The sequence below is a fragment of the Neorhizobium sp. DAR64862/K0K3 genome, assembly GCF_050500185.1.
Taxonomy (GTDB): domain Bacteria; phylum Pseudomonadota; class Alphaproteobacteria; order Rhizobiales; family Rhizobiaceae; genus Neorhizobium; species Neorhizobium soli.
Genome location: NZ_CP191449.1, coordinates 22,777 through 47,012 on the forward strand (window position 1 = coordinate 22,777; position 24,236 = coordinate 47,012).

Here is a 24,236-nt window from a genome sequence, read left to right on the forward strand (position 1 = left end):
AAAGTCACGTCCCGGCGCGGGACAAACGGTCCTAATGTCCCGTGGTGGGACGGCAGAAAATGAAGGATTGTCAGATGGTCAGGTCATCGCGGCGGACCACAAGCAAAAGCAAAGGGTCGACGCGACGGATCGAAACAAAGCAGCCGGTAAACAGCCTCGAAACAACAGGATGAAACCCAATGAGTGACGCCGTCACAAACTCCATGATTGCGAACTTCGCAGTGCTCGAGCAGCTCGTCATCAACCTCGCGCACTTGATGAGCAGAGACTTCGATGACGAACGTGGCATGAGGTCCGGGCTTGTCGACGACGTGCGCTTCCGGATGGAGAAGATGCAACGCACCCCCAACAGGGAAGTACAGAGACTTGCCTTCCTCGCGCTGGAGCATCTCGACCGACTGGAGCCAAGAATTCTGGGAGAGAATGGCGACGAGCTTCTGCAATGAAGGCTTCATTCTGCCGCCTCGCGAACTTGGTCACGAAGAGAGTTCAGTCGCACCGGTGAAAAGAAGTCTTCAGGCAGGAAATCGACACCATTCAGGCGAGCGTACTCTAGGAGCAAGACCTGATCCTTTGACGGCACCAAGCCACCGGTACCCTCTCGAACTGTTAACGGATAAGTCCAGCGATAGACGCGCGAAGGGTGCTTCCCGACGATCGATGCGACAGCACTCACCCCTCCGAAGTGTCGGATAATAGACTTAGCTGGTTCTTCCTGATGGTGTGCCATGCCTGTAAATTGCGATAATCGCTATTTTCAGTCAAGTTCTATTTGCGATCTTCTCAATTTAATTTTTTTGCGAAAAACGCGAAGATAGCAACATGAACGATCCTCAGTACGAACTCAAAAAATGGCTTAGCGAAAAAGTTGAGCCGCGCGGCGTATCTACCCACCTTGCTAAGGCGCTCAGGGTCAACGCGACAACGATCACGCGAATGAAGAACCTGGACAGCGACAACCCGAAGGAGCGGAGGAAGATCGGGCCTGAAGAAATTCCGACCATAGCGAGGTTTTTTAACGAGCTGCCGCCAGGCTACGAGGGAATGACCAACTGGCTATCGGAACAACCCGATGCCAGACCGTCACCTCGCTCGAATGCAAGCTTCCCCCCTCAGTACCAGCGCTTTGCGGCTAGCCAGACAACACCGCTCCTAGGGCAGAGCAAAGCCGGACCGAACGGACGGTTCATTCTAAACGGCTCTGAGGTAGGCCGTGTTTTCACCCCGCCAATGTTGGAAGGTGTTGAGGACGCCTATGCTGTTCGGGTCTACGGATCATCGATGGAACCAAGGTTTTTCGCGGGTGAAACCGTATGGCTGAATCCGAGCGAACCGGTTCGACAGAATGATGATGTGGTAGTGCAGCTCATCACTGATGAAGAGAATGGTCGTGAGAGCTATATCAAAAGGTTCGTATCCCAATCGTCGCTAGTCACACGCCTGTTCCAATACAATCCGGACGATGGGGAAGAGAAGGAACTCGAGTTCCCAACATCGAGGGTGTTTTCGGTTCACAAGATCGTCTTTCATGCTGCGACATAGTCTCTCGTTGAGCACGCCATTTTGGGCGGAGCGTCAAATTACGCTCTTCTGCTGGCGCCCATCGGCACTCAGAACACCTGATGCCGCGGCACAATTGACCATAATTGTATAATCCCCTTTCGGCGATCGTCTTGATTGAAGACGAGCGCAAGACACGACAACGGCCACAGTCGTCACAAGCAACGTAAAGGCTGACGAGCTCAACTAGGAGGCGTTTAGCGTCCGCTTCTGGACCAGCGTTTGCGTGCACATGCGCCTCCGTTGTTCTCTTTCCGTTCCCCTTTCAATCAGATCCTCCGAAAAGAGTCGAATCAAATTTTCCGACCTGCGAAGTCAGTGGGTTACGAGCAAAGACGCTCAATTCGCAAATTTGCGACTTGACCTAAAATAGCGATTATCGCAATTATAGGCGCAGCTAAGGAGTTGCGAATATGATTGAGTTCCGCACAAACACCGATCTCAAAATAACCCGAAAAGTACCGTGCAACCGGTCCCTGACCGAGCGGATGGCAGATGACATGCGCGAACTCGCCTTCGCCGGCTACAATGTGTCGGTAGAAACGCTTGCCGCACGTGGATATCCCGCGGATGTTGTCAGGCGCTTCGGTACGAAGGCGACAGAGTTGGCTCGCCGCCAGTCGACGCGCCAGATCGCGGAGGCCTGAAACATGGCGTCCATTACGTCCACCGCCTCCCAAAGACACGTCGCACACCGGACGGCTGAACGCCGCGTCGACCCGAGGTTGACCGCGATCATCGTCGAGCAGGTCGCGACCTACAATCGCTCCCTGGCCTACGGCATGTCCGCAGTCGTCGTCTTCTGCATCGGCTTCTATGCCGCGACGATGGTGTAGGCGATATGAGCCAGGTTGCTCCAATCTCTCAACTGTCCGCGAAACCTGTCTGGTCGTTCAACAGCGACGGCAGTGTTTTCGATCTAGCCGCACCAACGCCGGCTGTAATTTGCTTCGTCGAGATGGGCCGGACGATGTCAGGCATTCGCCGGTTCAATGGTCGAGGCATGTCTGACGCTCAGCACTGCGCAATGGGTGCGCAGGCCATCTTGAATGAAGGCGGCACCTTTATGGAGGCGGCCTTGTATCTCCTGCATGACGGTCACGAATACCTCTTTGGAGATATCATTCGGCCACTGGAAGATCTCCTTTCTCGCGTCCTGCCAGGCTTACCCGTTCGGGAAGCAATTCGTTTGATCAAGGAACGGTGGGACGACGCGATCTACACAGCCGCATCCCTCCCTCCGCCTTCTCTTTGGACGCAGCGCCAAAGGAAAATCGTCAAATCAATGGACGATCGCATGTGCCGGTTCGAAGCCATTTCGCTGTTCGGCCAGGCAGCGGGCAATCAATTTCCGCTGTCCGAAAAGCCCAAAACCACAGGCTCTTTGAAGATCTGGGGCTGCGCGGCGGCCGAGGAGAAATTCGCCGAAATGGCGCACCGGCTGATTGGCGCCGACATCATCGCCCGGCAAGCAGCTGTGGCAATTTCCACGAGGAAGTCACTGTCATGAATACGGAACTGCTCAAGAAGCTAGATGCTTTGCGCCTCAATTTCGAAGCGCTCGACGTGAAACTGCCGCTGGCGCTCGCCGAGAACGATGTGGGGTGCGTCATCGATGCAGAAGGAAAAGACGTCCTCGTCATCGACGTCAACAACGAGCGAGACGACGACCAGGTGAAAGCTATCGCGAGACTGGTTGTCAATCTCGTCAACTGTAACGCCGGGTTTTTGCCAGGTGTGACATACACCGCTGACGAAAGGCAGGTGGCGTGATGGGAAAGCCCGCGAAGATCAGCGTCACCCCTATCAAAAGCTTCCCTCTTTCCGGTCGCAAGCTGTGCATGACTGATGAGCCGGGAACGCTAACCGGCGGCATCCGTAAGGACGGAGGTCCGCTGCAGCGCACGTTCTCGCATGGCGCAGTCGCGCTCATGGATCCGAACGGCGACGCGGCGGTTGACCCTGTCAACTTCGCAGCCGTCATGGAATTCAGCGAGCGCATTATTGAAGGCGACCAGAGGGCGGCAACGCAGCCTGGCGCAGTGTTGATGCTGGCGACAGCCTATCTGGCGCTGATCATGACGTGGCCTGTTCCAGCCCCGCTGGCTGCCGGTCTGATCGAGGACGACGCCTAATGGCCGGGTCCGTCAACAAAGTCATCCTTCTTGGTAACTGCGGCGCCGATCCTGAGATCCGCCGCACCCAGGACGGGCGCCCGATCGCCAGCATTCGTCTGGCCACATCCGAGAACTGGCGCGACCGCGAGAGCGGCGAGCGCCGGGAGAAGACCGAGTGGCATTCGATCGTCGTTTTCAACGAGGGTCTTTGCAAGGTCATCGAGCAGTACGTGAAGAAGGGCTCAAAGATCTATGTCGAGGGTCAGTTGAAGACACGCAAATGGCAGGATCAGTCTGGCAACGATCGGTACTCGACCGAGATCGTCCTGCAGGGCTTCAACTGCACACTGCAGCTGCTCGATAAGGCGCAAGGGTCCGGGTACCAGCCGGGTGGCAATGGCGCCGAAGACTATGGTGGCGACCCAGATCGCGCCGCCGGCAACTCATCACGGACACAGCAATCTTCGACGTCGGGCGGAAACCTTTCGCGCGATCTTGACGACGACATTCCCTTTTAACGGAGAGAGACCATGAAACTAATTCGCGACGTGCAGTCCCTCATGGGCATGCTCGAAGGCGGTGAGCTGAATGACGAGGCGTCAGGCCAGCTCGCCGAAGTTCTGCAGAAGCTCTACGAGCTTTCGAACGATCGTCCCAAGACGAGCTTCAAGGGCGAGATCAACATCAAGATCAAGCTCGCCGTGAAAGACGGCATGGTCGAGATTGATGCCGAGCTCGCACCGCCGAAGCTGCCGAAGCTTCCGCGCAAGACGTCCGTCTACTGGGTTGTCGATGGCGGCCGTCTCTCGACCGAGCACCCTCAGCAAAACGACATGTTTGGCGGCCCACGCGAGGTCGATCGCAGTCGCCCAACCACGCTCACCTCCTAAACCACTCCTACTCTGAAGGACCAACCTCATGGACCAGCTATCTGAAACTGCCGTGAACGCCGTCGCTGATCTGGCAAAGGCCGGCACAGCTACCGTTCTCCGGATCGACAATCTCAATTTCCCAGGCGTGCCCGCGGAGATCCCTGTCCTGCTCGACCCGAAGAGTGGAACTGTTAAGAGCGTCAAGAGCCTGATTGACGAGTATCGCAAGACGCCTGACCGCAAGAGCGGGACGGCTGTTGTCAACACACTCGACAGCTTCATCGACCTGGTCGACCGTCACAAGACCGAGCACAGCGCGATCTTCGCCGATATCGATTGGCGCAAGCCATCTCTGACGGCCATCATCGACTACCACGACAAAGCAAATGGCGGCGTGGCCGATAACGGCAAGCACCGTGTCCACTACCCGTTCCCGCTTTCCGAGGAATGGCAGACGTGGGTGAAGTTCAACGGCGAACCGATGAGCCAGTCGGAGTTTGCGGAATTCATCGAAGACCGTATTGCCGAACTCGCCGCACCGCACGAAGAAGAAGCAGCGCACTGGCAGGACAAGCTCGGCGGACGCGTGGCGTTCCCGAACGAGATTGTTACGCTCTCGCGTGGCCTCAAGATCAACGCCGAGACTCGCGTCATCAATCAGGTGACGCTCGCGTCCGGGGAGGCGCAGATTACGTTTGAGGAAGAGCACAAGGACCAGAACGGTCAGAAGCTCAACGTCCCCAGTCTCTTCATCATCAAGCTGCCGCCGTTCTTCCGCGGCGAAGCCGTACGAGTGCCGGTCCGCCTGCGCTACCGCCTGAAAGCGGGATCGCTTGTCTGGTTTTACCAGCTCTATCGTCCCGACCAGTACATCACCGAGGAAGTCGAGCTGTCGCTCACCCGAGCCGCAGCTGCAACCGAGGTTCCTGCCTTCCAAGGCAAGCCGGAAATGACGGCCTGATCATCGCAAAGGGCGGCGCGTCCTGCGCCGCCTTCGAATCCGTCGCAGGGCCCGACGAGAACGGCCCACCCAATCTGGAGAACACCGCTATGACGAATGACATTCAATGCCGCCAGCAGGCTGAAGCCGTTATCGCGGCCGTAACACTCCAACCGCCCCGGGCGCTACCCCTCAATGCTGACGAAGTTCGCGCCGCTATCGAGAGCGGGATGCGGGTCTATGAGGCAGCCAATCGATTTGGTATCGCCGAGTGTCACCTTTCGACATTCATGCGCCGCCATGACATTCCAGTCCTGGCCAACGGCAAGATCCCGCCGCCCGATCTATCGATCCCCGACAGAATTGTCGTCTGGAAGGAAACTTCGGACTCGATGTCCGGCGTCGCCAGGCTGAAACGCATCGCGCTTCCACGCATCAGCATGCACGTCGTCGCGCTCCGAGAGGCAAAGCCATGAACCCGGGTAACTTCGCCCCGTTAATCGTGGACAGCTTCGCAGGTGGAGGCGGCGCCTCAACCGGTATCGAGATGGCGCTTGGCCGTTCGCCTGATATTGCCATCAACCACAACGCGGACGCGCTTGCGCTTCACGCGGCGAACCATCCTGACACGATCCACCTGTCCGAGAACATCTTCAAGGTCGATCCGCTTGACCACGTTGCCGGAAAGCATGTCGGGCTGGCGTGGTTCTCGCCAGATTGCAAACACTTCAGCAAGGCCAAGGGCGGAAAACCTGTCGAGCGCAATATCCGCGACCTCGCGTGGGTGATTGTTCTATGGGCGCAGCGCGCCAAGCCCGACGTCATCATCATGGAGAACGTCGAGGAGTGGAAAGAATGGGGTCCGCTCATTGAGACCGAGCGCGGCCTGATGCCTTGCCCTCATAGCCGGGGACAGACCTTCCAGAAGTGGTGCAAGGCCATGAAGGCCGCAGGCTACAAGCTGCAGCATCGGGAGTTGCGCGCCTGCGACTATGGTGCACCGACGATCCGCAAGCGGCTATTTGTCGTTGCCCGCCGAGACGGCCAGCCAATCGTATGGCCGGAGCCAACGCACGGCGCGCCGACGGATCGCGACGTCATCGCCGGGAAGAAACTGCCGTGGCGGACGGCTGCCGAGATCATCGATTGGTCGCTGCCTTGTCCGTCGATCTTCGACACCGCGAGCGACATCATGGGGAAATACGGTCTGCGCGCTATTCGCCCACTGGCCGATGCCACAATGGCGCGCGTTGCCAGAGGCACCAAGCGGTACGTCCTGGACGCAGCAAAGCCGTTTCTCGTTCAGACCGGCTACGGAGAGCGCAAGGGGCAAGAGCCCCGTTGCCTCGATTCAGAAGCTCCACTCGGAACCGTTGTCGCAGGCGGCGTGAAGCATGCAGTAATTTCACCGTCGGTTACTCGCTTCAACACCGGTGCGACAGGAAGCGGCATGGAAGAGCCAGCGCCGACGATCACTGCGAACAGCTATATCAAAAAGCCCGGTGGCGCAGCGCCGCTTGGTATCATCGCTCCGAGCCTGTCCGCTTTCTATGGACCAGGTGCTGGCGGGCAGGATCGTTCCGCAAGTGCCGAAGAACCGGTTCGCGTCGTTACGACGGAAAACCGCCATGCCGTTGTCGCGCCGCACCTGATGACGATGCGCAACTCCGGCAAGCCGTTCAGCGGTGCGGATGAGCCGACGCATACGATCACGGCCGTCGGCGCTGGATTGTCCATCGTCGCGCCGGTCCTGACCTATGCCCAGCAGGGCGGGGCAAACCGCTCTGTCGAAGACCCGCATCACACCATCACGGCGAGTAAGAAGGACCAGAACTCGGTTATCCTGCCCAGCCTCATGAGCATGAAGGGCAGCGACCGCCGGGACAGTTCCGTCGAAGAGCCGCACCCGACTGTTCTCGCAGGTGGCGGGCATTCCGCAGTCGTCTCTGCTTTCGTTGCGCAGCACAACAACGACAGTCGCCGGATCGGTGGCGTGAATCCCGGCCGCGCTGCAGACGAGCCCGTGTCGACGGTTACTGCTACCGGCGCGCAGCAGGGCGTTGTTTCGGCATTCGTCTCGCGTCAGTTCGGCGCGAGCATCGGCCATGGCATAGACGAACCCTCGGCGACGGTGACCGCCGGGGTCAATAAGTCCGCGCTCGTCGCTCCGCATCTCCACGCCTACTACGGCTCCGATCAGGACACGCCCGAGAACGAGCCGTTTCACACGATCACGACCAAGCCCAGGTTCAGCCATGTCGAGGCTGCTATCAGCGCGCCGCCCTTTACGGAAGACCAGCACGAGCGGGCCCACGAGGTCGCTGCCTTCCTACGCTCGTATGGCTTCTGGGATGATCGCGAGTTCGTAACCCTGACCATTGGCGGTGCAGAGTTCGTCATCGTCGACATCGGAATGCGGATGCTTACGCCTCGCGAGCTGTACTCCGCTCAGGGCTTCCCTTCGGACTACAAGATCGACGCGGATGCCAACGGCAAACCGTTCCCCAAGAACGTTCAGGTCTCCTGCGTCGGCAACTCCGTATCACCTCCAGTTGCTGCAGCCATTGTCGCCGCCAACTGCCAGCACCTCATGCAATTCAGAGAGGCCGCAGAATGACAGAGAACAAGACGACCCCATCACCCGAGCCGCATACGACCACTGCATCAAGCAACTCGTGGCATTCGGCTTGCGCCAACATCCTCTGGGCGAAAAGCGAGACCTACCAGCTGTATTTCCAGATCAAAGAATTTGCTGAAGCGATCGAACGCGGCGAAGTCTACCCGGTCGGCGAAACCGCAGCCGTACGCCCATCACCCGAAAAGCACATGAGCGTGGTCGGAGCGGCTCTTGCGGACGCTTTGTCCGAGCGCCAGCGCCAGCTGGATGCGGAGGGATGGATACCGCAGCACGATGATCAGTACCTCGATAACGAGTTGATCCGTGCCGCCACCTGCTACTTGCTCGGAAACGCAGGAAACTGGCCTTGGTCGCGCAACTGGTGGAAACCGACCGATCGCCGTCGCGACCTTATCAAAGCTGCCGCCCTCATCATCGCAGAAATCGAGCGTCTAGACCGCGCCAAACAGATGGAGCAAGCATAATGCCGACCGGATACACTGCCGCCATCGAGAGCGGCGAGATCTCCACACTCAAGCAATTCGCCCTCCAATGCGCTCGGGGGATGGGCGCGTGTATTACAATGCGAGATACCGCCTGGGATACCCCGATCCCAGAACGCTTTGAGCCATCAACTAAGTATTCCGAAGATCGCTTGTTTCAGGCGCGCGCGCTTCTCGCTGAGGTGGATACGCTCACGGACGAAGAGTGCGATGCTCGCGCTAAGGCGTCCTTTGAAGCAGCTTTGGAGCGGCACAACCAGTATGAGGCTGAGCGGAAAATCCGCAACGAGCGACACCGTGCGATGTTGGAGAAGGTCCGGAACTGGCACACCGAAGCGGAGGGAATTCGCGACTTCATGATCGAGCAGCTCACGATCTCGATCGACAAACATGTAGGCCTAGAACCGCTTGAGACGAGCGGCGCAGAGTGGCGGACAGACACTAGGCGGGAAGCTCTGCGGGACATCCACTACCACGAGAAATCGATTGCTGACGAAATACACCGCGTCACCTTGCGCAATCAATGGTTGGCGGATCTTCGTTTGAGCTTGGAGAATGTCGATGGCTGAGATGAAAGTCACCCTCACGGTAGACAGCGAGCCACTACGCTCTGTCTTGCGCGAAGCCGAAGATGCCCTGTCGGGTGCAGCGAGAGACATCGGTATATTACTGGCACAAATCGACGCGCTGCAGGACGCAACAGGTGAGGCTCTTGAAGCGGAAGACGCAGCGTTGGTCTCGCTCATCCGCAAGACATGGTCCGAAGTCCCAGCGCCCCAGGATCATGTGCGGGTAGAGCCGGATTACTGCTTCGACCCCGACGACTGGGAATTCACCTGCGACTGGACCGACCGCGACCAGGTTCACGCACACGGCGATGCCTTGACCCGCAGCGATCCGATGCGGGTCTGCACCCTTATGAAAGGGCCAGATAAGTGGGTGGCTGACGTGCCGGTCACATGGGACGAGAACGGCGACCCCGAAGATACAGAGATCATGTGGTTCGACAGCGAAGCCGAGGCTCGCGCCGCTCTTACCGCCACCACCGAGGGCCAGCTATGACAAATCCTGTCACCCACGATGAAGCCGCGATCGAGACCATGCGCGAAAGCGTTATCCGCAGGGCTATCGGTCCGACCATCTTGCTCGGCTCGGGAACTTACTTCGATTTTGAAGATCCGGAGAATAGCGAGATCACGATCGAGGATATCGCCTATGGCCTCGCATTCGAAGGTCGCTGCGCCGGCCAGTGCTACAGCCGCATATTCAAGCGCCGCGTCTTCTATTCGGTCGCAGAACACTGCGTCCGCATGAGTACCGTCGTCGAACCGGAATTGGCGCTTCAAGCCTTGATGCACGAGGTTGGCGAAGCCGTATGCGGAGATATGACCGCGCCGCTCAAATCACTCGTTCCGAGTTTCAAAGCCATCGAGAAGCGCTGCGAAGCGGCCATCCTCAAGAGGTTCGGCGTCATCATCACCGACCCTGTTGCGATCAAGCAAGCCGATGTGCGGATGCTGGCGACCGAGCGCCGCGACCTTCTCCTCTGGCGCGGCGAGAAGTGGTCTCTCAACGATATCGAGCCTTACCCCATGGAGATCACCCCTTGGTTCCCTGAGAACGCCGCCGAGGCCTTTCTCAGCCGATACCACGAACTCACGAAGGTGGCAGCATGACCGATCAACGCAAACTGTTCGAAACCGCCGTGGTCGATCGCTTAAAGGAAAGCGGCTTCCTTGAGGTCGAGATCCGGGTCGAATGCCTTGCCCGTTGTGATGATGGCTACCAGGACGAGGTCGTCAACGCAGGCTGGCACTACTGGAACGCGGCGATCGCCGCGAACCCATCGCCCGAAACGAGGGAGGGGGCATCGTGAGTCAGAACATTTCCTCGGCAGTTATGCAGCAGCGCCGGGAACCGCACGATAGCCTCGACGACTTCCCGACGCAGCCTTGGGCAACCCGGGCGCTCTGCGAGCACGTTCTGAACGGACGCAACCTCAACGGCAGGACTGTGTGGGAGCCTGCCTGTAATCGCGGCCACATGTCGGGCCCACTCGAAGAATATTTCGGCGCTGTATGGGCGTCGGATATTCATGACTATGGATTGCCCCGCGCATTCCAGCATGATTTCCTGTTCCCTGTGCTTCCCATTTCCGAACAGCCCGACTGGATCATCAGCAACCCTCCTTTCCGTTTGGCAGAGCAGTTCATCGCAAGAGCATGTGAAGTCGCGTCCGAAGGCGTGGGAATGATCGTGCGGACCTCGTTCCTTGAAGGTGTTGGACGCTACCAGAACCTGTTCAGTAAAAACCCACCGTCGATCGTTGCGCAGTTCTCGGAGCGAGTCCCCATGGTCAAAGGGCGGCTCACCGCTACCGGATCCACTGCAACGTCCTATTGCTGGCTGGTGTGGATCTATGGCGAGGAGGGCACGCGACTGGCCTGGATTCCGCCTTGCCGGAAGAAGCTCGAACGCTCGGATGACTATGCCCCTGGCGAGGTGCCAGCATGAGCGACCAGACGCTTCCATATATCTATCGATGGAATCGCCAAGGGCGGAAGGGTCAGCCGTGCGAAGTGACCGCGCGCGGCACGATGAACAGCTGCGCCGTCCGGTTCGCAGACGGTTACACCATGGTCACGAGCCGTAATGCGCTTCGAAAGAATAAGCTGAGGGAGCAGGGCTGATGGGACGCCGTACAATTGCCTTCACTGAGGACAGCGTTTCGCGCGCGATCAGAGCCGTGAAGAAGGCTGGCATCGAGATCAAGACCATCAGAATCGACCCTAACGGGTCCGTTGTGATTAACGGCGACGGCGAGTTTTCCGAAAAAGACGTTGCAGACTCTGCCGGCGGCTACCTATGATCGCCGGCATGCCGCGTCCCAGATATCAGTATGTCCAGCGTGAGGTTTCCAGACACGGAAAAGTAGTCTGGTATTTTCGCATGGGAGACGGCCCGAGGCACCGCCTGCCAGGCGAGTACGCATCGCCGGAGTTTGTCGCCGCGTGGAAAGCATACATTGCTGGTGAAACGGTCGAGGCGCAACCGGCTGCAAAGCACACGCTGCAATGGCTGGTCCATAAGTATCAGGCATCCGCAGAATGGAAGGGCCTGAAGGCATCGACCCAGCGCATGCGCGCAAACATTCTTAAAAACGTATGCGATACCGGTGGCGCGATGTTGCTGCCGAAGATTGACCGGAAGGTGATTGCCGCCGGCCGCGATCGGCGCGCCAAGACACCGTCAGCAGCGGTCAACTTCATGAAGGTCATGAACTACCTTTTCGAATGGGGAGTTGATGCAGGCTACGCGAAGGCAAACCCGGTTAAGGACGTAAAGCGTCCGAAGCTTAGGACGACCGGCCACACGCCTTGGACCGAGGAGGACGTGATCGCCTTCTACAAGACCCACGGACCAGGCACACAAGCCCGCCTCGCGATTGAGATGATCCTCTTCACCGGCTTGCGCCGTGGCGACGTCTGGAGAATAGGGCCGCAGCACATCAAAGAAGACGTCCTAGATTTGAAGGCTGAGAAGAACGGAGCGGCGCTGTTCATCCCGCTGCACCCGATCCTGAAAGAATCTCTAAGCCGAGCGCAGACTGGCCACTTGGCCTACCTGGTCACGCCGGGGCATGGACGGCCGTTCAAAAGCAAAGAGTCGTTCGGGAACTGGTTCGGGAAGATGTGCTCGCTAGCGGGCGTTGCGTCGAGAGCGCACGGAATTCGCAAGACCGTCGCGCAGCAGCTCGCGGAGAGGGGAGGCAGCAATGCCGAGCTGAAGGCGCTTTTCGGATGGACTTCCGACGCCATGGCCACCCTCTACACGCGCGAAGCGGACAAGAAAAAGCTGGCTGAAGGCGCCGCCGAAAAACTTAAGGTGAACAACCTATCCCCGCACCATGCTTCTAGGTACGGGAATGACGCCAAATAACCAAGCGTCTACAATGGCTTAACAATTCAATGGTGATCCCAATTGGATTCGAACCAATGGCCTCAAGATTAGGAATCTTGCGCTCTATCCTGCTGAGCTATGGGACCACTCGGCAAAACCCATACAAAAGGTGATGCGTTTAGCCAAGTGTTTTTCTGCGGGGTTATGGTGACAGGCGCTGTTCCGTGAGCTTGACCCAGTAGGAGATGCCATAGGCGATTGCTTCGTCGTCGAAGTCGTAGTTGGGGTTGTGCAGCGCCGCCGTATCGCCGTTGCCGATGAAGATGAAGGCGCCGGGACGGCGTTTGAGCATGAAGGCGAAGTCTTCGCCGGCCATGGTCGGTTCGACGTTCCCATCCACATTGGCGGCGCCGACGATGGATGAGGCGACGCCGATTGCGTGGTCGGTCTCGCTGTCGTGGTTGGAGGTTACAGGGCATTTGCGCTCATAGTCGATCGACCAGCCGGCGCCGTGGGCGCTTGCCAAGCCCTCGACGATCTGGCGGATGCGGTTTTCGGCAAGGTCGCGGGTGTCTTCGTTCAGCGTGCGCACCGTGCCCATGATGATCGCGTTGTCGGGGATGATATTGTGTGTCGTGCCGGCATCGAAGCGGGTCACGGAAATGACGACCGACTGGACGGGGTCTGCGTTCCGGGCAGCGATTGCCTGCAGGCTGCCCACCAGCTGCGAGCCGATGAAGATCGGATCGATGGTCTTGTGAGGCTGGGCCGCGTGGCCGCCACGGCCCTTGATGGTGATGGTGAAGCGGTCGGGTGCGGCCATGATGCCACCCTTGCGGATCGCGAACTGGCCGATGGGAATGCCCGGCATATTGTGCATGCCATAGACTTCGTCGATGCCGAAGCGCTCCATCATGCCGTCTTCGATCATTGCCAGCGCGCCGGCGCCTCCTTCTTCGGCGGGCTGGAAGATCAGCGCCACGGTGCCGTCAAAATTGCGCGTTTCGGCGAGGTATTTTGCGGCACCCAGCAGCATGGACGTGTGGCCGTCATGGCCGCAGGCATGCATCTTGCCAGGGGTTTTCGAGGCCCAGGGCTTGCCCGTGAGCTCGGTCAGCGGCAGCGCATCCATGTCGGCGCGCAGACCGATCGTGCGTCCGCTGCTCCCTGCGCCTGAGCCCGCGGCGCCCTTGCCCCTGATGATGCCGACAACGCCGGTGCGGCCGATGCCGGTCGCGACCTCGTCGACGCCGAATTCCTTCAGCTTGGCCGAAACGAAAGCTGCGGTCTCAACGACGTCATAGAGAATCTCAGGGTTTTCGTGGAGATGTCGTCGCCATTCGCTGACTTCGCCTTGAAGTTCGGCGGCGCGGTTCAAGATGGGCATTCGGATTTCCTGTCGCTGCTGCTGTTCATAAGGTTGTGACCCATCCTCCCGAAGGGAGTGTGCCTCGCCTGATTGACGTAATCAATCATCTTTGCCATTGCTTGGCCACAGTGGCCACATATGCGCCAAACGTTTCGGGCCTCCATTCCCGGCTCCAGCGACGAGGAACGCTCTTGTCATTCTTGCATCTGAAATCCGCGACCGCCGTTCGGGTGGTCTCCGCCATTGCGGCACTAGGCCTCCTCGTTTCCGCCGGCAGCGCTGCGGCCAATCCGCGGCTGATCGTTGATGTGAAGAGCGGGCGGGTCATCGCCCATCAGGATGCGTTCCTGAAATGGTATCCGGCTTCGCTGACCAAGCTGATGACGGCCTATGTCACCTTCAAGGCGATCAAAAGCGGCCGTCTTTCGCTCGAAACCCAGGTGGTGATGAGCAAGAAGGCGACGGACCAGCCGGCCAGCAAGATGTATTTCAAACCGGGCACGCGGCTGACGCTCGACAATGCGATGAAGATCCTTCTCGTCAAGTCTGCCAACGATATCGCCGTGGCCGTCGCCGAAACGGTGGGTGGCTCGCTCGACCAGTTCGTGGAAATGATGAATTCCGAAGCGCAGGGGCTCGGCATGGCATCGAGCCATTTCATCAATCCGCATGGCTTGCCGGGCAAGGGCCAGTTTACCACGGCGCGCGATCTCGCCGTGCTGACGCTGGCGCTGAAGCGGGAATTTCCGCAGTACCAGAGCTATTTCTCGCTGGAAGGCATCGATACCGGCAAGAAGCAGTATCCGAACTTCAACACGCTGATCGGCCGCTTTGATGGGGCCGACGGCATGAAGACCGGTTTCATCTGCGCCGCCGGCTTCAACCAGATCGGCTCGGCCACCCGCAACGGCCGCACGGTGATTTCGGTCGTGCTCGGGTCCGACAGTCTCGCCGGCCGGGCGGATGATACTGCGAACCTCCTGCAGCAGGGGCTCACCTCCCAGGCAAACGAAGGCGTGCCGCTCGCCTCGCTGCCGCCCTATGGAAACACGGCCGAGGTGAATGATGTCAGCGCCGAGATCTGCAATCCGAAGGCTGCCAAAGTCCGCAGTGAAAATCGCGACGATGCCGGGCGAACCGTTCTGCATTCGCCCTTTATCCACGAGATGACGCGGCCACCGCAATATGCGGTGACAAGCCTCATCCTCGGCGGCGAAGACGTGCCGGATGCCAATACGGGCACAAAGTCCGTGCCGATCCCGCAGCCGCGCCCAGCCAATCTCTAAAGAGCGGGCTGAACTTTAAGGTACTAAAACATGTCCTTTAGCGGTCGCATTCCGGTTTCCATCCTCACCGGCTTTCTGGGGGCGGGCAAGTCCACGCTTCTCAACCGGATCCTGAAGGATCCGGCCGCCAGCAACACGGCCGTCATCATCAACGAATTCGGCGATGTGAGCATCGACAATTTCCTGGTCGAAAGCTCCGGCGATGCGCTGCTTGAACTTTCCAACGGCTGCCTGTGCTGCACCGTGCGCGGAGAGCTGATCGATACGCTCGCCACGCTGATGGACGGCGTGCAGACCGGGCGGCTGAAGCCGATCCACCGGGTGGTCATCGAAACGACAGGCCTTGCCGATCCGGCGCCGGTCATGCAGTCGGTCATGGGAAACCCGGTCATCGCGCAGAATTTCGAGCTCGACGGCGTCGTCACCGTTGTCGATGCGGTCAACGGTATCTCGACGCTCGATCGTCATCCGGAAGCGGTCAAGCAGGCTGCGGTCGCCGACCGGCTGGTTCTCTCCAAGCTTTCCATGTCCACACCGGAGGAGAGCGACGCGCTGCGGGCCCGGCTGCGCGCGCTCAACCCGCGGGCACCCATCGTCGATGGCGATGACGAAAGCACCGGTGCCGCCGCGATCCTCGTCAACGGGCTCTACGATCCGGAAACAAAGATCGCCGATGTCGGCCGCTGGCTGCGGGAAGAAGTGGCGCACGATCACGCGCATGAGGCTCATGGGCATGGGCACGATGGGCACGGGCACGGGCACGACCATCACGACCATAAGCACGATCCTCATGATCACGGCCACCATCATCACGATGTAAACCGGCACGGCGCCAACATTCGCTCCTTCTCGATCGTCCACGACAAGCCGATCGAGCCGATGGCGCTCAGCATGTTCGTGGATCTGCTGCGCTCGGCGCATGGCGAAAAGCTTCTGCGCATGAAGGCGATCGTGGCGATGTCCGATAATCTCGAGCGTCCGCTGGTGCTGCACGGCGTGCAGAGCATTTTCCATCCGCCGGAACGGCTGGCGAAATGGCCTGAAGGCTCCGATCGTCTGACGCGCATGGTGCTGATCACCCAGGATCTGCCGGAGGCGTTCGTGCAGGATCTTTTCGCGGCCTTCACGGGCAAGCCGCAGATCGATCGTCCGGATCGTGCGGCGCTCGAAGACAATCCGCTGGCCGTGCCGGGCATGCAGTTCTAAGGCTGCATCGCCAGTTCCAATTTTCGATTTGATGCTGTTGCGCAATCAACCCTTGCGGATCACGAACCTGTGGCCCGTCTCGGTCCGCTCGGACGAGAGCAGGACGTGGCCGTCCTGGCTGCAGAAATGCGGGATATCGATGCCTGCAAGCGGATCGGTGGTTTCCAGGGTAAGAGACGCGCCCGTCTCCATGGACTTCAGACGCTTGCGGGTCTTCAGCACGGGCAGGGGGCATTTCAGCCCGCGAAGATCATAGGTCTCTCCGAGGGCTTCCCCAGGCACTGGCGTCAGTCCTTGGACCAGAACTTCCAGGCGGGCTTCTTGGCGGTCTCGGTCACCGGCTGTGTTGCCGTATAGGCAAGCGGGTTCTGTTCCGGCACAGGAACGGCAACGGTCGTGCCCTGCGCTGTCTGAACGGTCGGCGTTGCAGCCTGTGGTGCCGGCGCCGATGGAACGCTGGCGGTCTGGGCGCCACGCAACTGCGTATTGGCAATCGAGCCGGTCGTCGTTGCAGGCAGGCGGTCCTGCTTTACCATCATACGCTCGTTGATCGAGGCTGTACGGGCAGACGTCGGGCCAGCGGAGGCAAGCACGGTGGTCGCCGGCTTCTCGCCGCCCGAGGCCATGCGCTTTTCCATCATCTGCTTGAATTCCGACTGGCTCAGCAGCTTGCCGGCTTCCAGCGAGGTGCCTGTCGGCGCATAGGCGAGTTCACGGCCCTTGCGCTTGCCGGCAACGACGGCCTTGCGCTCGGCTTCCGTCGGTTCGTACCAGACCTTGCCGTCATACTTGTCCATCGCCTTCTGATAGGCGAGTTCGTAGGTCTTGGAATAGGACGACAGTGCGGATACCAGCGTCGGCGGCGTCGACATGGTCGGGCAGGCGGCGGCCGGTGCGAACTTGCCGTTGCTGTCCGCCTGCTGGTTGAAGACGTATTTCTTTTCGCAGACGTTCACTTCCGGCGGGCGCTTCGTCACTTCGAAATTGTCGTAGCCGGTCTTGATCATCTTCCAGAAGTCATAGTTCTGGTTGTCGCGGTGGCGCACCATGTTTTCCGCGCTCATGCGGAAGGGAAGCGCCTGCAGCTGGATCGAGGTCTGGCCGCCCTTAAAGGCGTCGCGTGCAAAGGCGTAGATTTCCAGAACCTGTTCGTCGGTCATGGAGTAGCAACCCGACGACGAGCAGGCGCCGTGGATCATCAGATTGGTGCCGCTGCGGCCGTTGGCGGCGTCGTAGCGGTTCGGGAAGCCGGTGTTGATGGCGAGGTAATACTGCGAATTGGGGTTCAGGTGCGCAGGGGTCAGGCTGTAGAAGCCTTCCGGCGCCTGACGGTCGCCTTCCTTCACCTTCGGTCCGAGCTTTCCGGACCAGGCGCAGATGTCATAGCTCTTGATGACGTCGAAGCGGTTGTCGGCCTTCGCCTTCCAGATCTCGAGCTTACCCTCTTCCTTGAGGATGCGGATCATGATCGGCGACTGGCGCGGCATGTCCCTCTTTTGCATCTCGGCAACGATGCTGGAAGGAAGAGGCTGCTCCTTCTTGTTCTTGACGGTCGAGAGATCGATCTTTGCAGAGTCCAGCGTATCGTTACAGCCGGTAAGGGCCGTTGCGATAAGAAGGGCGAAGGCGATGTGTTTCAGGCGCATCGAGACAAACCACATATCAGGAATGGCGAACAAAACCGTACGAGACACGATCAATAAGACGGTAAGCTTTACATCTTCTTAAACGCTTGCACGCGGCTGTCTAGCGAAACCGCCGCGGTTTTCACCGCACACCGGCAATTGCCAAAGTCCTATACCGGCGATTTTGGCAATTTCAGGGGCAGACGATCGGTTTTACGCCTAATCCTACAGGTTGCGGCCGATATCGAGGAATTTCTGCCGGCGCTGGTTGCGCAACTCGATGCCGGAGAGCTTCCCAAGTTCTTCCAGAGCCGAAGCAATCACCTTGCCGGTGGCAGCAATAACGGTTTCCGGGTCGCGATGCGCGCCGCCGATCGGCTCCGGAATGATCTCGTCGATGATGCCGAGACCCTTCAGGTCGTCGGAGGTGATCTTCATGTTAGTCGCAGCTTCACGGGCGCGGGTCGAATCGCGCCACAGGATGGAGGCGGCGCCTTCCGGCGAGATGACCGAATAGATCGAGTGCTCGAGCATATAGACCCGGTTGCCGGTGGCGATGGCAATCGCACCGCCGGAGCCGCCTTCGCCGATGACGATGGAGATCAACGGGACTTTCACGCCAAGGCACATTTCCGTCGAGCGGGCGATGGCTTCCGCCTGGCCGCGCTCTTCCGCGCCGACGCCCGGATAGGCGCCTGCCGTATCAATCAGGGAGATGATCGGAAGACCGAAGCGGTCGGCCATTTCCATGATGCGGATCGCCTTGCGATAGCCTTCGGGACGCGGGCTGCCGAAATTGTGCTTCAGGCGGCTCTTGGTGTCGTGACCCTTTTCCTGGCCCATCAGCGCGACAGGCATACCGTTGAAACGGGCAAGGCCTGCCTGGATCGCCGCGTCTTCACCGAAATTGCGGTCGCCGGCAAGCGGCGTGAAATCGGTAAACAGCTTTGCGGCATAATCGACGAAATGCGGGCGCTGCGGATGGCGGGCAACCTGCGTCTTCTCCCAGGCGCCGAGCTTGGAATAGATGTCCTTGACCGCTTCCTTCACCCGGCCTTCAAGGCGGGTAATCTCGTCGGTCGTGTCTATGCCTTCATTCTCGTCCGTGAGCTTCTTGAGCTCGTGGATCTTGCCCTCGAGGTCAGAGATTGGCTTTTCGAAGTCGAGATACGTTTGCATGAGATCCGGTTTCCGGTTGTTTTTCTCTTGAGGAACGTAGCGTTCCAATTTTCGATCGGGGCTTCTAATCCCGGTTTTTGGCCTGTTTTGCAAGAGGGTGATGTGTTTGCACCGTCTGGCGAAGCCGTTCTTCCAGGACATGAGTGTATATTTGAGTGGTGGAAATGTCTGAATGTCCAAGCAGTTCCTGTACCACTCGAAGGTCTGCGCCGTTTGCCAAAAGATGGCTTGCAAAGGCGTGACGCATCACATGCGGCGAGATCGCAGCGGTTTTTAAGCCCGCCCGCGCCGCCAGTCCCTTGAGGTCGCGGGCGAAAACCTGGCGGGGAAGATAACCTTCCTTGCTGCTGGAAGGGAAGAGCCAGATGCTCTCCGCATCTTTTTCGCGGCTGCACCGCATTTCGCCATAAACTTTCATCGCGGCGATGGCCGAGCGGGAGAGCGGCACCAGCCGTTCTTTGTTGCCCTTGCCGCGCACCATCAGGAACCGGCCTTCCTGGTCCAGCACCTTTGCGGGCAGTGAGACGAGTTCGCTCACCCGCATCCCCGTTGCATACAGAAGCTCGAGCAGCGCCAGCATGCGGGCGCGGGAAATCTGATCGGGTCCCGGCTGTGCCGCTTCCTCGATGGCAAGACTTAAGAGACGTGTCACGTCTGCCTCGGTCATGATCTTCGGCAGCGAACGGCCCTTCTTCGGGGCGTCCAGAATGGATGTCGGATCGTCGGTCCGAAGGCCTTCGGCATAGAGGAACTTGTAGAATTGCCGCATGGCAGAAAGGCGTCTTGCCTGCGAGGACGCGGCAAAGCCCTGCTTGCCGAGATGGCTAAGATAGGCCGACAGATCGGCGCTTTGCGCAGACGACGGCGTCGATTTGTGGGTCGCGAGGAAGGAATGCATGTCCTCCAGATCGCGCTCATAGGACGAAAGCGTGTTCATCGCCGCACCGCGTTCGGCGCTCATCATTTCCAGAAAGGCTTCGATGTGAGCGCGAGACAGGTCTGCCATCGGTACGTCCTAGCCCTTATTCGGGCGGTCAGGGCTTCTGGGCGGGCGGGTTCAGCCGTTCGGAGGGCACGCGCACGGTGACATCGCGTTCGCGCGGCTCCACCAGAAAGACCAGTGCCACCATGCTTCCGTAGATGATGCCAGCGATGACCGCGAGCACGAATAGAAACCGGAACAGGGTAGGCATCGAGAACTCCGCTTCGTTGCGCTGCACTATATCCGTAAATGTTTATAGATCGACAAGAAGAAACGGTGAGGGCGGTGTTTCAGGCGCCGCGCGGCTTGACGCCCATCCCGCATTTGTCGATACCGTTTCGCAAACGGACGAGACGATGAACGAAGTTGCATCCATTGCGGAACAGTCGCTCAAGCAGCGGGCGAGCGCGGCACTCGATGGCCGCAACCTGACCCTTGTCGGTCTGATGGGAGCGGGCAAGTCGGTGATCGGAAAGCTGGTCGCCCAGGCGCTCAACGTGCCCTTCGTCGATACCGACGCGGAAATCGAAAAAGTTTCCCGCATGACGATCTCGGAGCTTTTTGCCGCATACGGCGAAACGGAATTCCGGGCACTGGAAACGCGGGTCATCGAGCGGTTGCTGAAGCAGGGACCGCGGGTGGTCTCGACCGGCGGCGGTGCCTTCATCAACGAGGCGACCCGCGCGCAGATCAAGGCCGGCGGCGTTTCGCTGTGGCTGAAGGCGGATCTGGATGTTCTGTGGGAGCGCGTCAACCGGCGCGATCACCGCCCGCTTCTGAAAACCGAAAACCCGAAGCAGACGCTGGAGAACCTGATGATCCAGCGCTACCCGATCTATGCCGAAGCCGATCTCACCGTGCTGTCGCATAATGTCCGCAAGGACGTGATGGTCAACGAGGTGCTAAAAGCGCTGGCCGGGCTTCCCAAGGCCGGCCTTGCAAAGACAGGTGACATGCCATGAACCAATTCTCCCGTGCTTCCGAACGCCTGGTGCATGTGCCGCTCCAAGGGCGCGCCTACGATATTCTGATCGGCCCCGGCCTCATCGAGCGCGCCGGCGGCGAGATCACGTCGCGGCTGAAAGGCCGGCGCGCGGCGATCGTAACGGACGAAAACGTGGCACCGCTCTATCTCGAAGCGCTGATGGACAGCCTCCAGACCGATGGCATCGAAGCCGTGTCGCTGACGCTGCCGGCCGGCGAAAAGACCAAGAGCCTCGAACACCTGTCAACGGTGTGCGACATGGTTCTGTCGGCCCGGATCGAACGTAACGATGCCGTGATCGCGCTTGGCGGCGGCGTGATAGGCGATCTCGCAGGTTTTGCGGCAGGCATCGTGCGGCGCGGCGTGCGCTTCGTGCAGATCCCCACCTCGCTTCTGGCGCAGGTGGATTCGTCCGTCGGCGGCAAGACGGGCATCAACACCCGTCACGGCAAGAACCTGCTCGGCGTCTTCCACCAGCCGGATCTGGTTCTCGCCGATACCGCAGCACTCGACACGCTGTCGGAGCGGGAGTTTCGCGCAGGCTATGCCGAAGTCGCCAAATACGGGCTGATCGACCAGCCGGATTTCTTCGAATGGCTGGAAAAGAACTGGAAGGCCGTGTTCTCAGGCGAGCCCGAGCGGATCGAGGCGATTGCCAGAAGCTGCCAGTCGAAATCCGATGTAGTGGTCGAAGACGAGCGCGAGACCGGCCGTCGTGCGCTCCTCAATCTCGGCCACACGTTCGGCCATGCGCTGGAAGCCGCCGTCGAATATGATGGGAAGCGCCTCGTTCATGGCGAAGGCGTCGCGATCGGCATGGTGCTGGCCTACCAGTTTTCATCCCGCATGAACCTTGCAAGCCCTGATGATGCAAGCCGCGTGGAGGCGCATCTGAAAGCCGTCGGCCTGCCGACCAGGATCAGCGATATTCCGGGCGAACTGCCGCCGACGCAGAGGCTTCTCGATGCGATTGCGCAGGACAAGAAGGTCAAGAGCGGCAAGCTCACCTTCATCCTCACCCACGGGATCGGCCAGTCCTTCGTCGCTGATGATGTGCCGTCTTCCGAAGTGCTGAGCTTCCTTGACGAAAAGCGGAGCCGATGAGCGCCAAACGCAGCCTGCCATCGCGCCTGCTGAACGCGGTCATCCGCCGCCTGCTTCGCATGTCCGGCCTGACGCTGTCGCCGGAAACGCTGGTCTTTGCGGACCGCGACGATCTGCATTCCGCACTCGAGGCCAGGCACCGCGAGCGCGATCCGGTGCAGCGGGACCGCAACCGGCTGAGCGGTCTGTTCGAGCTTCAGGAGCTCGAAGTCTCCGACGTGATGCGGCACCGCACCGTCATGCGCGCCTTGAACGCCGACGATCCGCCTGAGGTTCTGGTGCGCACCGTGCTCGAAAGCCCCTATACCCGCATGCCGGTGTGGCGCAATTCGACCGAAAACATTATCGGTGTGCTGCATGCCAAGGACCTGTTGCGCACACTTGCCGACGTGGAGGCCGACGGGGCCCCTGTCGATGTCGTAAAGATCGCCCAGCGGCCGTGGTTTGTGCCCGATAGTACCAGTCTCAAGGATCAGCTTGCAGCGTTCCTGAAGCGCAAGGTGCATTTCGCCGTCGTGGTCGACGAATATGGCGAGGTGCAGGGCATCGTCACGCTGGAGGATATTCTCGAGGAAATCGTCGGCGATATCGCAGACGAGCATGATATCGAGGTCCGTGGCGTGCGCCAGGAAGCGGATGGCTCGATCCTGGTCGATGGCTCGGTGCCGATCCGCGATCTCAACCGGGCGCTCGGCTGGAGCCTTCCCGATCAAGAGGCGACGACGATCGCCGGCCTCGTCATCCACGAATCAAAGCTCATCCCCGAAGAGCGGCAGGCCTTCACCTTCCACGGCAAGCGCTTCATCGTCCTGAAGCGCGAGAAGAACCGCATCACGCGGCTCAGAATCCGCCCGGCAGTCGAGACAGCGCTGCCCGGCGAATAGGTCTCCGCTACCAGCGCGTCGCTTCGCCCGGTGCCGCGGCTTCCACCGCCAGCGCGTGCAGGCCTGCGTCGAGTTCGGGCTTCAGCAGCGCATTCACGGCCCGGTGCCGGTCGAGACGGCTCTTTCCCGCAAATGCCGGAGACACGATCCGCACCCGCATATGGGTCTCGCCGGTTCCTGTAATATCCGGCTGATGTCCGGCGTGATGCTGGCTCTCGTCGATCACCTCGAGCCGATCGGGGGCAAGGTTGTCGCGAAGCGTAGCTTCGATGCGGGCTCTTACGGTCATGTTCGGCTTCCTTTGATGGCAGACAGGGCGACGCAGAAGGGCATCTCAGAAACCAGCAACAAACCGGTTTGTCAATTCTTGTCCCGACTTCTCGGCGGCCCCATAATAGGAGCCTTATGAAACTCGATTCCAAATATTTCGACCGGATCCGGACGCGCCGGAACAGGCAGCAGGAAACGGCTGCGCAGGCTCCGACCTGCCAGTGGGACGGGTGCGACAAGCCCGGCGCCCACCGCGCGCCCGTGGGTCGAAATGCGGAAGGACAGTTCTTCCTGTTCTGCTTCGAGCATGTGAAGGAATACAACAAGGGTTACAACTATTTCTCCGGCCTGTCGGATGGCGAGATTGCGCGCTACCAGAAGGAAGCGATCACCGGTCATCGCCCCACCTGGACGGTTGGCGTCAACAAGGCGGCGAAAGACGGGCCATTGCATTCAAGCGCGCGTTCCAGTGCCGGCGGCGCCAGCGGAACTGCTTACGCGCAGCAGCGTTTCAAAGATCCGTTCGGCTTTGTTTCCCAGGCCCGTGCGGGCACCGGCGGACGGTTCGAGACGCAGGGGCGCAAGCTGAAAACGCTGGAAGCCAAGGCATTCGATACGCTGGAACTGGCGGCAAACTCGAATTCGACCGATATCAAGCGGCGCTACAAGGAACTGGTCAAGAAGCACCACCCGGATGCCAATGGCGGAGACCGCGGTTCTGAAGACCGTTTTCGCGCTGTCATTCAAGCATACCAGTTGTTGAAGCAGGCGGGTTTCTGCTAAGCCGTAAAAACATATGGCAGCGAGGATGAAGGCCGGGCATTTGCCCGTGCCCTG

The 24,236-nt window shown here is 59.7% G+C and carries 32 protein-coding genes, 1 tRNA gene and 1 pseudogene; 26 read left to right on the forward strand and 8 right to left on the reverse strand.

Annotated features, from left to right (window positions below):
- Window positions 1-179: 179 nt before the first annotated feature.
- The 20 genes from ACQY1L_RS00150 to ACQY1L_RS00245 all read left to right on the forward strand — a co-directional run bounded on the left by ACQY1L_RS00150 (window position 180) and on the right by ACQY1L_RS00245 (window position 12,548).
- Window positions 180-446 (forward strand): hypothetical protein, encoded by a 267-nt coding sequence (locus ACQY1L_RS00150; RefSeq protein ID WP_430241968.1) that lies wholly within the window; start codon window positions 180-182, stop codon window positions 444-446.
- A 376-nt stretch (window positions 447-822) separates the two neighbouring features.
- On the forward strand, window positions 823-1,542 hold the full coding sequence (locus ACQY1L_RS00155) for a S24 family peptidase (protein ID WP_430241970.1): 720 nt from the start codon (window positions 823-825) through the stop codon (window positions 1,540-1,542).
- Window positions 1,543-1,973: 431 nt separating this feature from the next.
- Window positions 1,974-2,207, forward strand: coding sequence for a hypothetical protein (locus tag ACQY1L_RS00160; protein WP_430241973.1), 234 nt, complete (start codon window positions 1,974-1,976; stop codon window positions 2,205-2,207).
- Between the two features lie 3 nt (window positions 2,208-2,210).
- Window positions 2,211-2,396 carry a hypothetical protein gene (locus ACQY1L_RS00165; RefSeq protein ID WP_430241975.1) on the forward strand — a complete coding sequence of 62 codons (186 nt, stop codon included), beginning with the start codon at window positions 2,211-2,213 and terminating at the stop codon, window positions 2,394-2,396.
- Window positions 2,397-2,401: 5 nt separating this feature from the next.
- Window positions 2,402-3,070, forward strand: coding sequence for a hypothetical protein (locus ACQY1L_RS00170; RefSeq protein WP_430241977.1), 669 nt, complete (start codon window positions 2,402-2,404; stop codon window positions 3,068-3,070).
- Entirely contained in the window at window positions 3,067-3,333 is a 267-nt protein-coding gene (locus tag ACQY1L_RS00175) for a hypothetical protein (RefSeq protein WP_430241980.1), read from the forward strand. Before ACQY1L_RS00170 ends, ACQY1L_RS00175 begins: the two co-directional genes overlap by 4 nt.
- Window positions 3,334-3,401: 68 nt before the next feature.
- Window positions 3,402-3,695, forward strand: a complete 294-nt coding sequence (locus tag ACQY1L_RS00180) for a hypothetical protein (protein ID WP_430241982.1) — start codon at window positions 3,402-3,404, stop codon at window positions 3,693-3,695.
- Window positions 3,695-4,195 (forward strand): single-stranded DNA-binding protein, encoded by a 501-nt coding sequence (locus tag ACQY1L_RS00185; protein WP_430241984.1) that lies wholly within the window; start codon window positions 3,695-3,697, stop codon window positions 4,193-4,195. The genes ACQY1L_RS00180 and ACQY1L_RS00185 overlap by 1 nt, the downstream gene beginning before the upstream one ends.
- A 12-nt stretch (window positions 4,196-4,207) precedes the next feature.
- The gene (locus ACQY1L_RS00190; protein WP_430241986.1) at window positions 4,208-4,567 is read left to right on the forward strand and encodes a hypothetical protein; all 360 of its coding nucleotides are present in this window, start codon (window positions 4,208-4,210) and stop codon (window positions 4,565-4,567) included.
- Between the two features lie 28 nt (window positions 4,568-4,595).
- Window positions 4,596-5,510, forward strand: a complete 915-nt coding sequence (locus ACQY1L_RS00195) for a DUF2303 family protein (protein ID WP_430241988.1) — start codon at window positions 4,596-4,598, stop codon at window positions 5,508-5,510.
- 89 nt (window positions 5,511-5,599) lie between these two features.
- The gene (locus tag ACQY1L_RS00200) at window positions 5,600-5,965 is read left to right on the forward strand and encodes a hypothetical protein (RefSeq protein WP_430241990.1); all 366 of its coding nucleotides are present in this window, start codon (window positions 5,600-5,602) and stop codon (window positions 5,963-5,965) included.
- A complete protein-coding gene (locus ACQY1L_RS00205) occupies window positions 5,962-8,106 on the forward strand; it encodes a DNA cytosine methyltransferase (RefSeq protein ID WP_430241992.1) in 2,145 nt (714 codons plus the stop codon). Before ACQY1L_RS00200 ends, ACQY1L_RS00205 begins: the two co-directional genes overlap by 4 nt.
- The gene (locus ACQY1L_RS00210; RefSeq protein WP_430241994.1) at window positions 8,103-8,591 is read left to right on the forward strand and encodes a hypothetical protein; all 489 of its coding nucleotides are present in this window, start codon (window positions 8,103-8,105) and stop codon (window positions 8,589-8,591) included. The genes ACQY1L_RS00205 and ACQY1L_RS00210 overlap by 4 nt, the downstream gene beginning before the upstream one ends.
- The gene (locus ACQY1L_RS00215; protein WP_430241996.1) at window positions 8,591-9,178 is read left to right on the forward strand and encodes a hypothetical protein; all 588 of its coding nucleotides are present in this window, start codon (window positions 8,591-8,593) and stop codon (window positions 9,176-9,178) included. Before ACQY1L_RS00210 ends, ACQY1L_RS00215 begins: the two co-directional genes overlap by 1 nt.
- A complete protein-coding gene (locus ACQY1L_RS00220; RefSeq protein WP_430241998.1) occupies window positions 9,171-9,671 on the forward strand; it encodes a hypothetical protein in 501 nt (166 codons plus the stop codon). The genes ACQY1L_RS00215 and ACQY1L_RS00220 overlap by 8 nt, the downstream gene beginning before the upstream one ends.
- Window positions 9,668-10,285 carry a hypothetical protein gene (locus ACQY1L_RS00225; RefSeq protein ID WP_430242000.1) on the forward strand — a complete coding sequence of 206 codons (618 nt, stop codon included), beginning with the start codon at window positions 9,668-9,670 and terminating at the stop codon, window positions 10,283-10,285. The genes ACQY1L_RS00220 and ACQY1L_RS00225 overlap by 4 nt, the downstream gene beginning before the upstream one ends.
- Complete coding sequence (locus tag ACQY1L_RS00230) at window positions 10,282-10,485, forward strand: hypothetical protein (protein WP_430242002.1); 204 nt, start codon at window positions 10,282-10,284, stop codon at window positions 10,483-10,485. The genes ACQY1L_RS00225 and ACQY1L_RS00230 overlap by 4 nt, the downstream gene beginning before the upstream one ends.
- Window positions 10,482-11,123 carry a methyltransferase gene (locus ACQY1L_RS00235; RefSeq protein ID WP_430242004.1) on the forward strand — a complete coding sequence of 214 codons (642 nt, stop codon included), beginning with the start codon at window positions 10,482-10,484 and terminating at the stop codon, window positions 11,121-11,123. Before ACQY1L_RS00230 ends, ACQY1L_RS00235 begins: the two co-directional genes overlap by 4 nt.
- A gap of 175 nt (window positions 11,124-11,298) precedes the next feature.
- Entirely contained in the window at window positions 11,299-11,478 is a 180-nt protein-coding gene (locus ACQY1L_RS00240) for a hypothetical protein (protein WP_430242006.1), read from the forward strand.
- Entirely contained in the window at window positions 11,475-12,548 is a 1,074-nt protein-coding gene (locus tag ACQY1L_RS00245; RefSeq protein WP_430242008.1) for a tyrosine-type recombinase/integrase, read from the forward strand. Before ACQY1L_RS00240 ends, ACQY1L_RS00245 begins: the two co-directional genes overlap by 4 nt.
- Window positions 12,549-12,578: 30 nt before the next feature.
- On the opposite strand, the gene ACQY1L_RS00250 is transcribed toward ACQY1L_RS00245, so the two are convergent.
- Together ACQY1L_RS00250 and ACQY1L_RS00255 are read right to left on the reverse strand one after the other, a co-directional pair.
- Window positions 12,579-12,655, reverse strand: a tRNA-Arg gene (locus ACQY1L_RS00250).
- A gap of 56 nt (window positions 12,656-12,711) precedes the next feature.
- Complete coding sequence (locus ACQY1L_RS00255) at window positions 12,712-13,896, reverse strand: M20 aminoacylase family protein (protein ID WP_430242010.1); 1,185 nt, start codon at window positions 13,894-13,896, stop codon at window positions 12,712-12,714.
- Between the two features lie 182 nt (window positions 13,897-14,078).
- Between ACQY1L_RS00255 and ACQY1L_RS00260 the strand changes: the two genes are divergently transcribed.
- Window positions 14,079-15,164, forward strand: coding sequence for a D-alanyl-D-alanine carboxypeptidase family protein (locus tag ACQY1L_RS00260; protein ID WP_244476246.1), 1,086 nt, complete (start codon window positions 14,079-14,081; stop codon window positions 15,162-15,164).
- 30 nt (window positions 15,165-15,194) lie between these two features.
- Window positions 15,195-16,370 carry a CobW family GTP-binding protein gene (locus ACQY1L_RS00265; protein WP_092659370.1) on the forward strand — a complete coding sequence of 392 codons (1,176 nt, stop codon included), beginning with the start codon at window positions 15,195-15,197 and terminating at the stop codon, window positions 16,368-16,370.
- 45 nt (window positions 16,371-16,415) lie between these two features.
- Here the strand turns inward: ACQY1L_RS00265 and ACQY1L_RS00270 are convergent, their stop codons facing one another.
- The 5 genes from ACQY1L_RS00270 to ACQY1L_RS00290 form a co-directional block, all read right to left on the reverse strand.
- On the reverse strand, window positions 16,416-16,652 hold the full coding sequence (locus tag ACQY1L_RS00270; protein WP_062461809.1) for a sulfurtransferase TusA family protein: 237 nt from the start codon (window positions 16,650-16,652) through the stop codon (window positions 16,416-16,418).
- 5 nt (window positions 16,653-16,657) lie between these two features.
- Window positions 16,658-18,016 (reverse strand): L,D-transpeptidase family protein, encoded by a 1,359-nt coding sequence (locus ACQY1L_RS00275; RefSeq protein WP_430242013.1) that lies wholly within the window; start codon window positions 18,014-18,016, stop codon window positions 16,658-16,660.
- Between the two features lie 204 nt (window positions 18,017-18,220).
- Window positions 18,221-19,174 carry an acetyl-CoA carboxylase carboxyltransferase subunit alpha gene (locus ACQY1L_RS00280; protein ID WP_092659372.1) on the reverse strand — a complete coding sequence of 318 codons (954 nt, stop codon included), beginning with the start codon at window positions 19,172-19,174 and terminating at the stop codon, window positions 18,221-18,223.
- A 64-nt stretch (window positions 19,175-19,238) separates the two neighbouring features.
- Window positions 19,239-20,180, reverse strand: coding sequence for a site-specific tyrosine recombinase XerD (gene xerD / locus ACQY1L_RS00285; protein WP_430242015.1), 942 nt, complete (start codon window positions 20,178-20,180; stop codon window positions 19,239-19,241).
- 28 nt (window positions 20,181-20,208) lie between these two features.
- Window positions 20,209-20,367: a hypothetical protein gene (locus ACQY1L_RS00290; RefSeq protein ID WP_092660944.1), complete on the reverse strand. Its 159-nt coding sequence runs from the start codon at window positions 20,365-20,367 to the stop codon at window positions 20,209-20,211.
- Window positions 20,368-20,512: 145 nt separating this feature from the next.
- Between ACQY1L_RS00290 and ACQY1L_RS00295 the strand changes: the two genes are divergently transcribed.
- From ACQY1L_RS00295 to ACQY1L_RS00305, 3 genes and pseudogenes are all read left to right on the forward strand, one after another.
- On the forward strand, window positions 20,513-21,118 hold the full coding sequence (locus ACQY1L_RS00295) for a shikimate kinase (RefSeq protein WP_062581752.1): 606 nt from the start codon (window positions 20,513-20,515) through the stop codon (window positions 21,116-21,118).
- Window positions 21,115-22,245: a 3-dehydroquinate synthase gene (gene aroB / locus ACQY1L_RS00300; RefSeq protein ID WP_430242018.1), complete on the forward strand. Its 1,131-nt coding sequence runs from the start codon at window positions 21,115-21,117 to the stop codon at window positions 22,243-22,245. Before ACQY1L_RS00295 ends, aroB begins: the two co-directional genes overlap by 4 nt.
- Window positions 22,246-22,265: 20 nt before the next feature.
- Window positions 22,266-23,129, forward strand: a pseudogene (locus ACQY1L_RS00305) (transporter associated domain-containing protein); the annotation flags it as partial.
- A gap of 7 nt (window positions 23,130-23,136) precedes the next feature.
- Here the strand turns inward: ACQY1L_RS00305 and ACQY1L_RS00310 are convergent.
- Window positions 23,137-23,418, reverse strand: a complete 282-nt coding sequence (locus ACQY1L_RS00310) for a BolA family protein (protein ID WP_113111775.1) — start codon at window positions 23,416-23,418, stop codon at window positions 23,137-23,139.
- A gap of 116 nt (window positions 23,419-23,534) precedes the next feature.
- On the opposite strand from ACQY1L_RS00310, the gene ACQY1L_RS00315 reads away from it, so the two are divergent.
- Window positions 23,535-24,182 (forward strand): J domain-containing protein, encoded by a 648-nt coding sequence (locus ACQY1L_RS00315; RefSeq protein ID WP_062461786.1) that lies wholly within the window; start codon window positions 23,535-23,537, stop codon window positions 24,180-24,182.
- Window positions 24,183-24,236: the final 54 nt, after the last annotated feature.

Bases quoted from the DNA above. Each gene is read 5' to 3' on its own strand.
- ACQY1L_RS00150 (WP_430241968.1), top strand. From the start codon at position 180: ATGAGTGACGCCGTCACAAACTCCATGATTGCGAACTTCGCAGTGCTC.
- ACQY1L_RS00155 (WP_430241970.1), top strand. From the start codon at position 823: ATGAACGATCCTCAGTACGAACTCAAAAAATGGCTTAGCGAAAAAGTT.
- ACQY1L_RS00160 (WP_430241973.1), top strand. From the start codon at position 1,974: ATGATTGAGTTCCGCACAAACACCGATCTCAAAATAACCCGAAAAGTA.
- ACQY1L_RS00165 (WP_430241975.1), top strand. From the start codon at position 2,211: ATGGCGTCCATTACGTCCACCGCCTCCCAAAGACACGTCGCACACCGG.
- ACQY1L_RS00170 (WP_430241977.1), top strand. From the start codon at position 2,402: ATGAGCCAGGTTGCTCCAATCTCTCAACTGTCCGCGAAACCTGTCTGG.
- ACQY1L_RS00175 (WP_430241980.1), top strand. From the start codon at position 3,067: ATGAATACGGAACTGCTCAAGAAGCTAGATGCTTTGCGCCTCAATTTC.
- ACQY1L_RS00180 (WP_430241982.1), top strand. From the start codon at position 3,402: ATGACTGATGAGCCGGGAACGCTAACCGGCGGCATCCGTAAGGACGGA.
- ACQY1L_RS00185 (WP_430241984.1), top strand. From the start codon at position 3,695: ATGGCCGGGTCCGTCAACAAAGTCATCCTTCTTGGTAACTGCGGCGCC.
- ACQY1L_RS00190 (WP_430241986.1), top strand. From the start codon at position 4,208: ATGAAACTAATTCGCGACGTGCAGTCCCTCATGGGCATGCTCGAAGGC.
- ACQY1L_RS00195 (WP_430241988.1), top strand. From the start codon at position 4,596: ATGGACCAGCTATCTGAAACTGCCGTGAACGCCGTCGCTGATCTGGCA.
- ACQY1L_RS00200 (WP_430241990.1), top strand. From the start codon at position 5,600: ATGACGAATGACATTCAATGCCGCCAGCAGGCTGAAGCCGTTATCGCG.
- ACQY1L_RS00205 (WP_430241992.1), top strand. From the start codon at position 5,962: ATGAACCCGGGTAACTTCGCCCCGTTAATCGTGGACAGCTTCGCAGGT.
- ACQY1L_RS00210 (WP_430241994.1), top strand. From the start codon at position 8,103: ATGACAGAGAACAAGACGACCCCATCACCCGAGCCGCATACGACCACT.
- ACQY1L_RS00215 (WP_430241996.1), top strand. From the start codon at position 8,591: ATGCCGACCGGATACACTGCCGCCATCGAGAGCGGCGAGATCTCCACA.
- ACQY1L_RS00220 (WP_430241998.1), top strand. From the start codon at position 9,171: ATGGCTGAGATGAAAGTCACCCTCACGGTAGACAGCGAGCCACTACGC.
- ACQY1L_RS00225 (WP_430242000.1), top strand. From the start codon at position 9,668: ATGACAAATCCTGTCACCCACGATGAAGCCGCGATCGAGACCATGCGC.
- ACQY1L_RS00230 (WP_430242002.1), top strand. From the start codon at position 10,282: ATGACCGATCAACGCAAACTGTTCGAAACCGCCGTGGTCGATCGCTTA.
- ACQY1L_RS00240 (WP_430242006.1), top strand. From the start codon at position 11,299: ATGGGACGCCGTACAATTGCCTTCACTGAGGACAGCGTTTCGCGCGCG.
- ACQY1L_RS00245 (WP_430242008.1), top strand. From the start codon at position 11,475: ATGATCGCCGGCATGCCGCGTCCCAGATATCAGTATGTCCAGCGTGAG.
- ACQY1L_RS00255 (WP_430242010.1), bottom strand. From the start codon at position 13,896: ATGCCCATCTTGAACCGCGCCGCCGAACTTCAAGGCGAAGTCAGCGAA.
- ACQY1L_RS00265 (WP_092659370.1), top strand. From the start codon at position 15,195: ATGTCCTTTAGCGGTCGCATTCCGGTTTCCATCCTCACCGGCTTTCTG.
- ACQY1L_RS00275 (WP_430242013.1), bottom strand. From the start codon at position 18,016: ATGCGCCTGAAACACATCGCCTTCGCCCTTCTTATCGCAACGGCCCTT.
- ACQY1L_RS00280 (WP_092659372.1), bottom strand. From the start codon at position 19,174: ATGCAAACGTATCTCGACTTCGAAAAGCCAATCTCTGACCTCGAGGGC.
- xerD (WP_430242015.1), bottom strand. From the start codon at position 20,180: ATGGCAGACCTGTCTCGCGCTCACATCGAAGCCTTTCTGGAAATGATG.
- ACQY1L_RS00290 (WP_092660944.1), bottom strand. From the start codon at position 20,367: ATGCCTACCCTGTTCCGGTTTCTATTCGTGCTCGCGGTCATCGCTGGC.
- ACQY1L_RS00295 (WP_062581752.1), top strand. From the start codon at position 20,513: ATGAACGAAGTTGCATCCATTGCGGAACAGTCGCTCAAGCAGCGGGCG.
- aroB (WP_430242018.1), top strand. From the start codon at position 21,115: ATGAACCAATTCTCCCGTGCTTCCGAACGCCTGGTGCATGTGCCGCTC.
- ACQY1L_RS00310 (WP_113111775.1), bottom strand. From the start codon at position 23,418: ATGACCGTAAGAGCCCGCATCGAAGCTACGCTTCGCGACAACCTTGCC.
- ACQY1L_RS00315 (WP_062461786.1), top strand. From the start codon at position 23,535: ATGAAACTCGATTCCAAATATTTCGACCGGATCCGGACGCGCCGGAAC.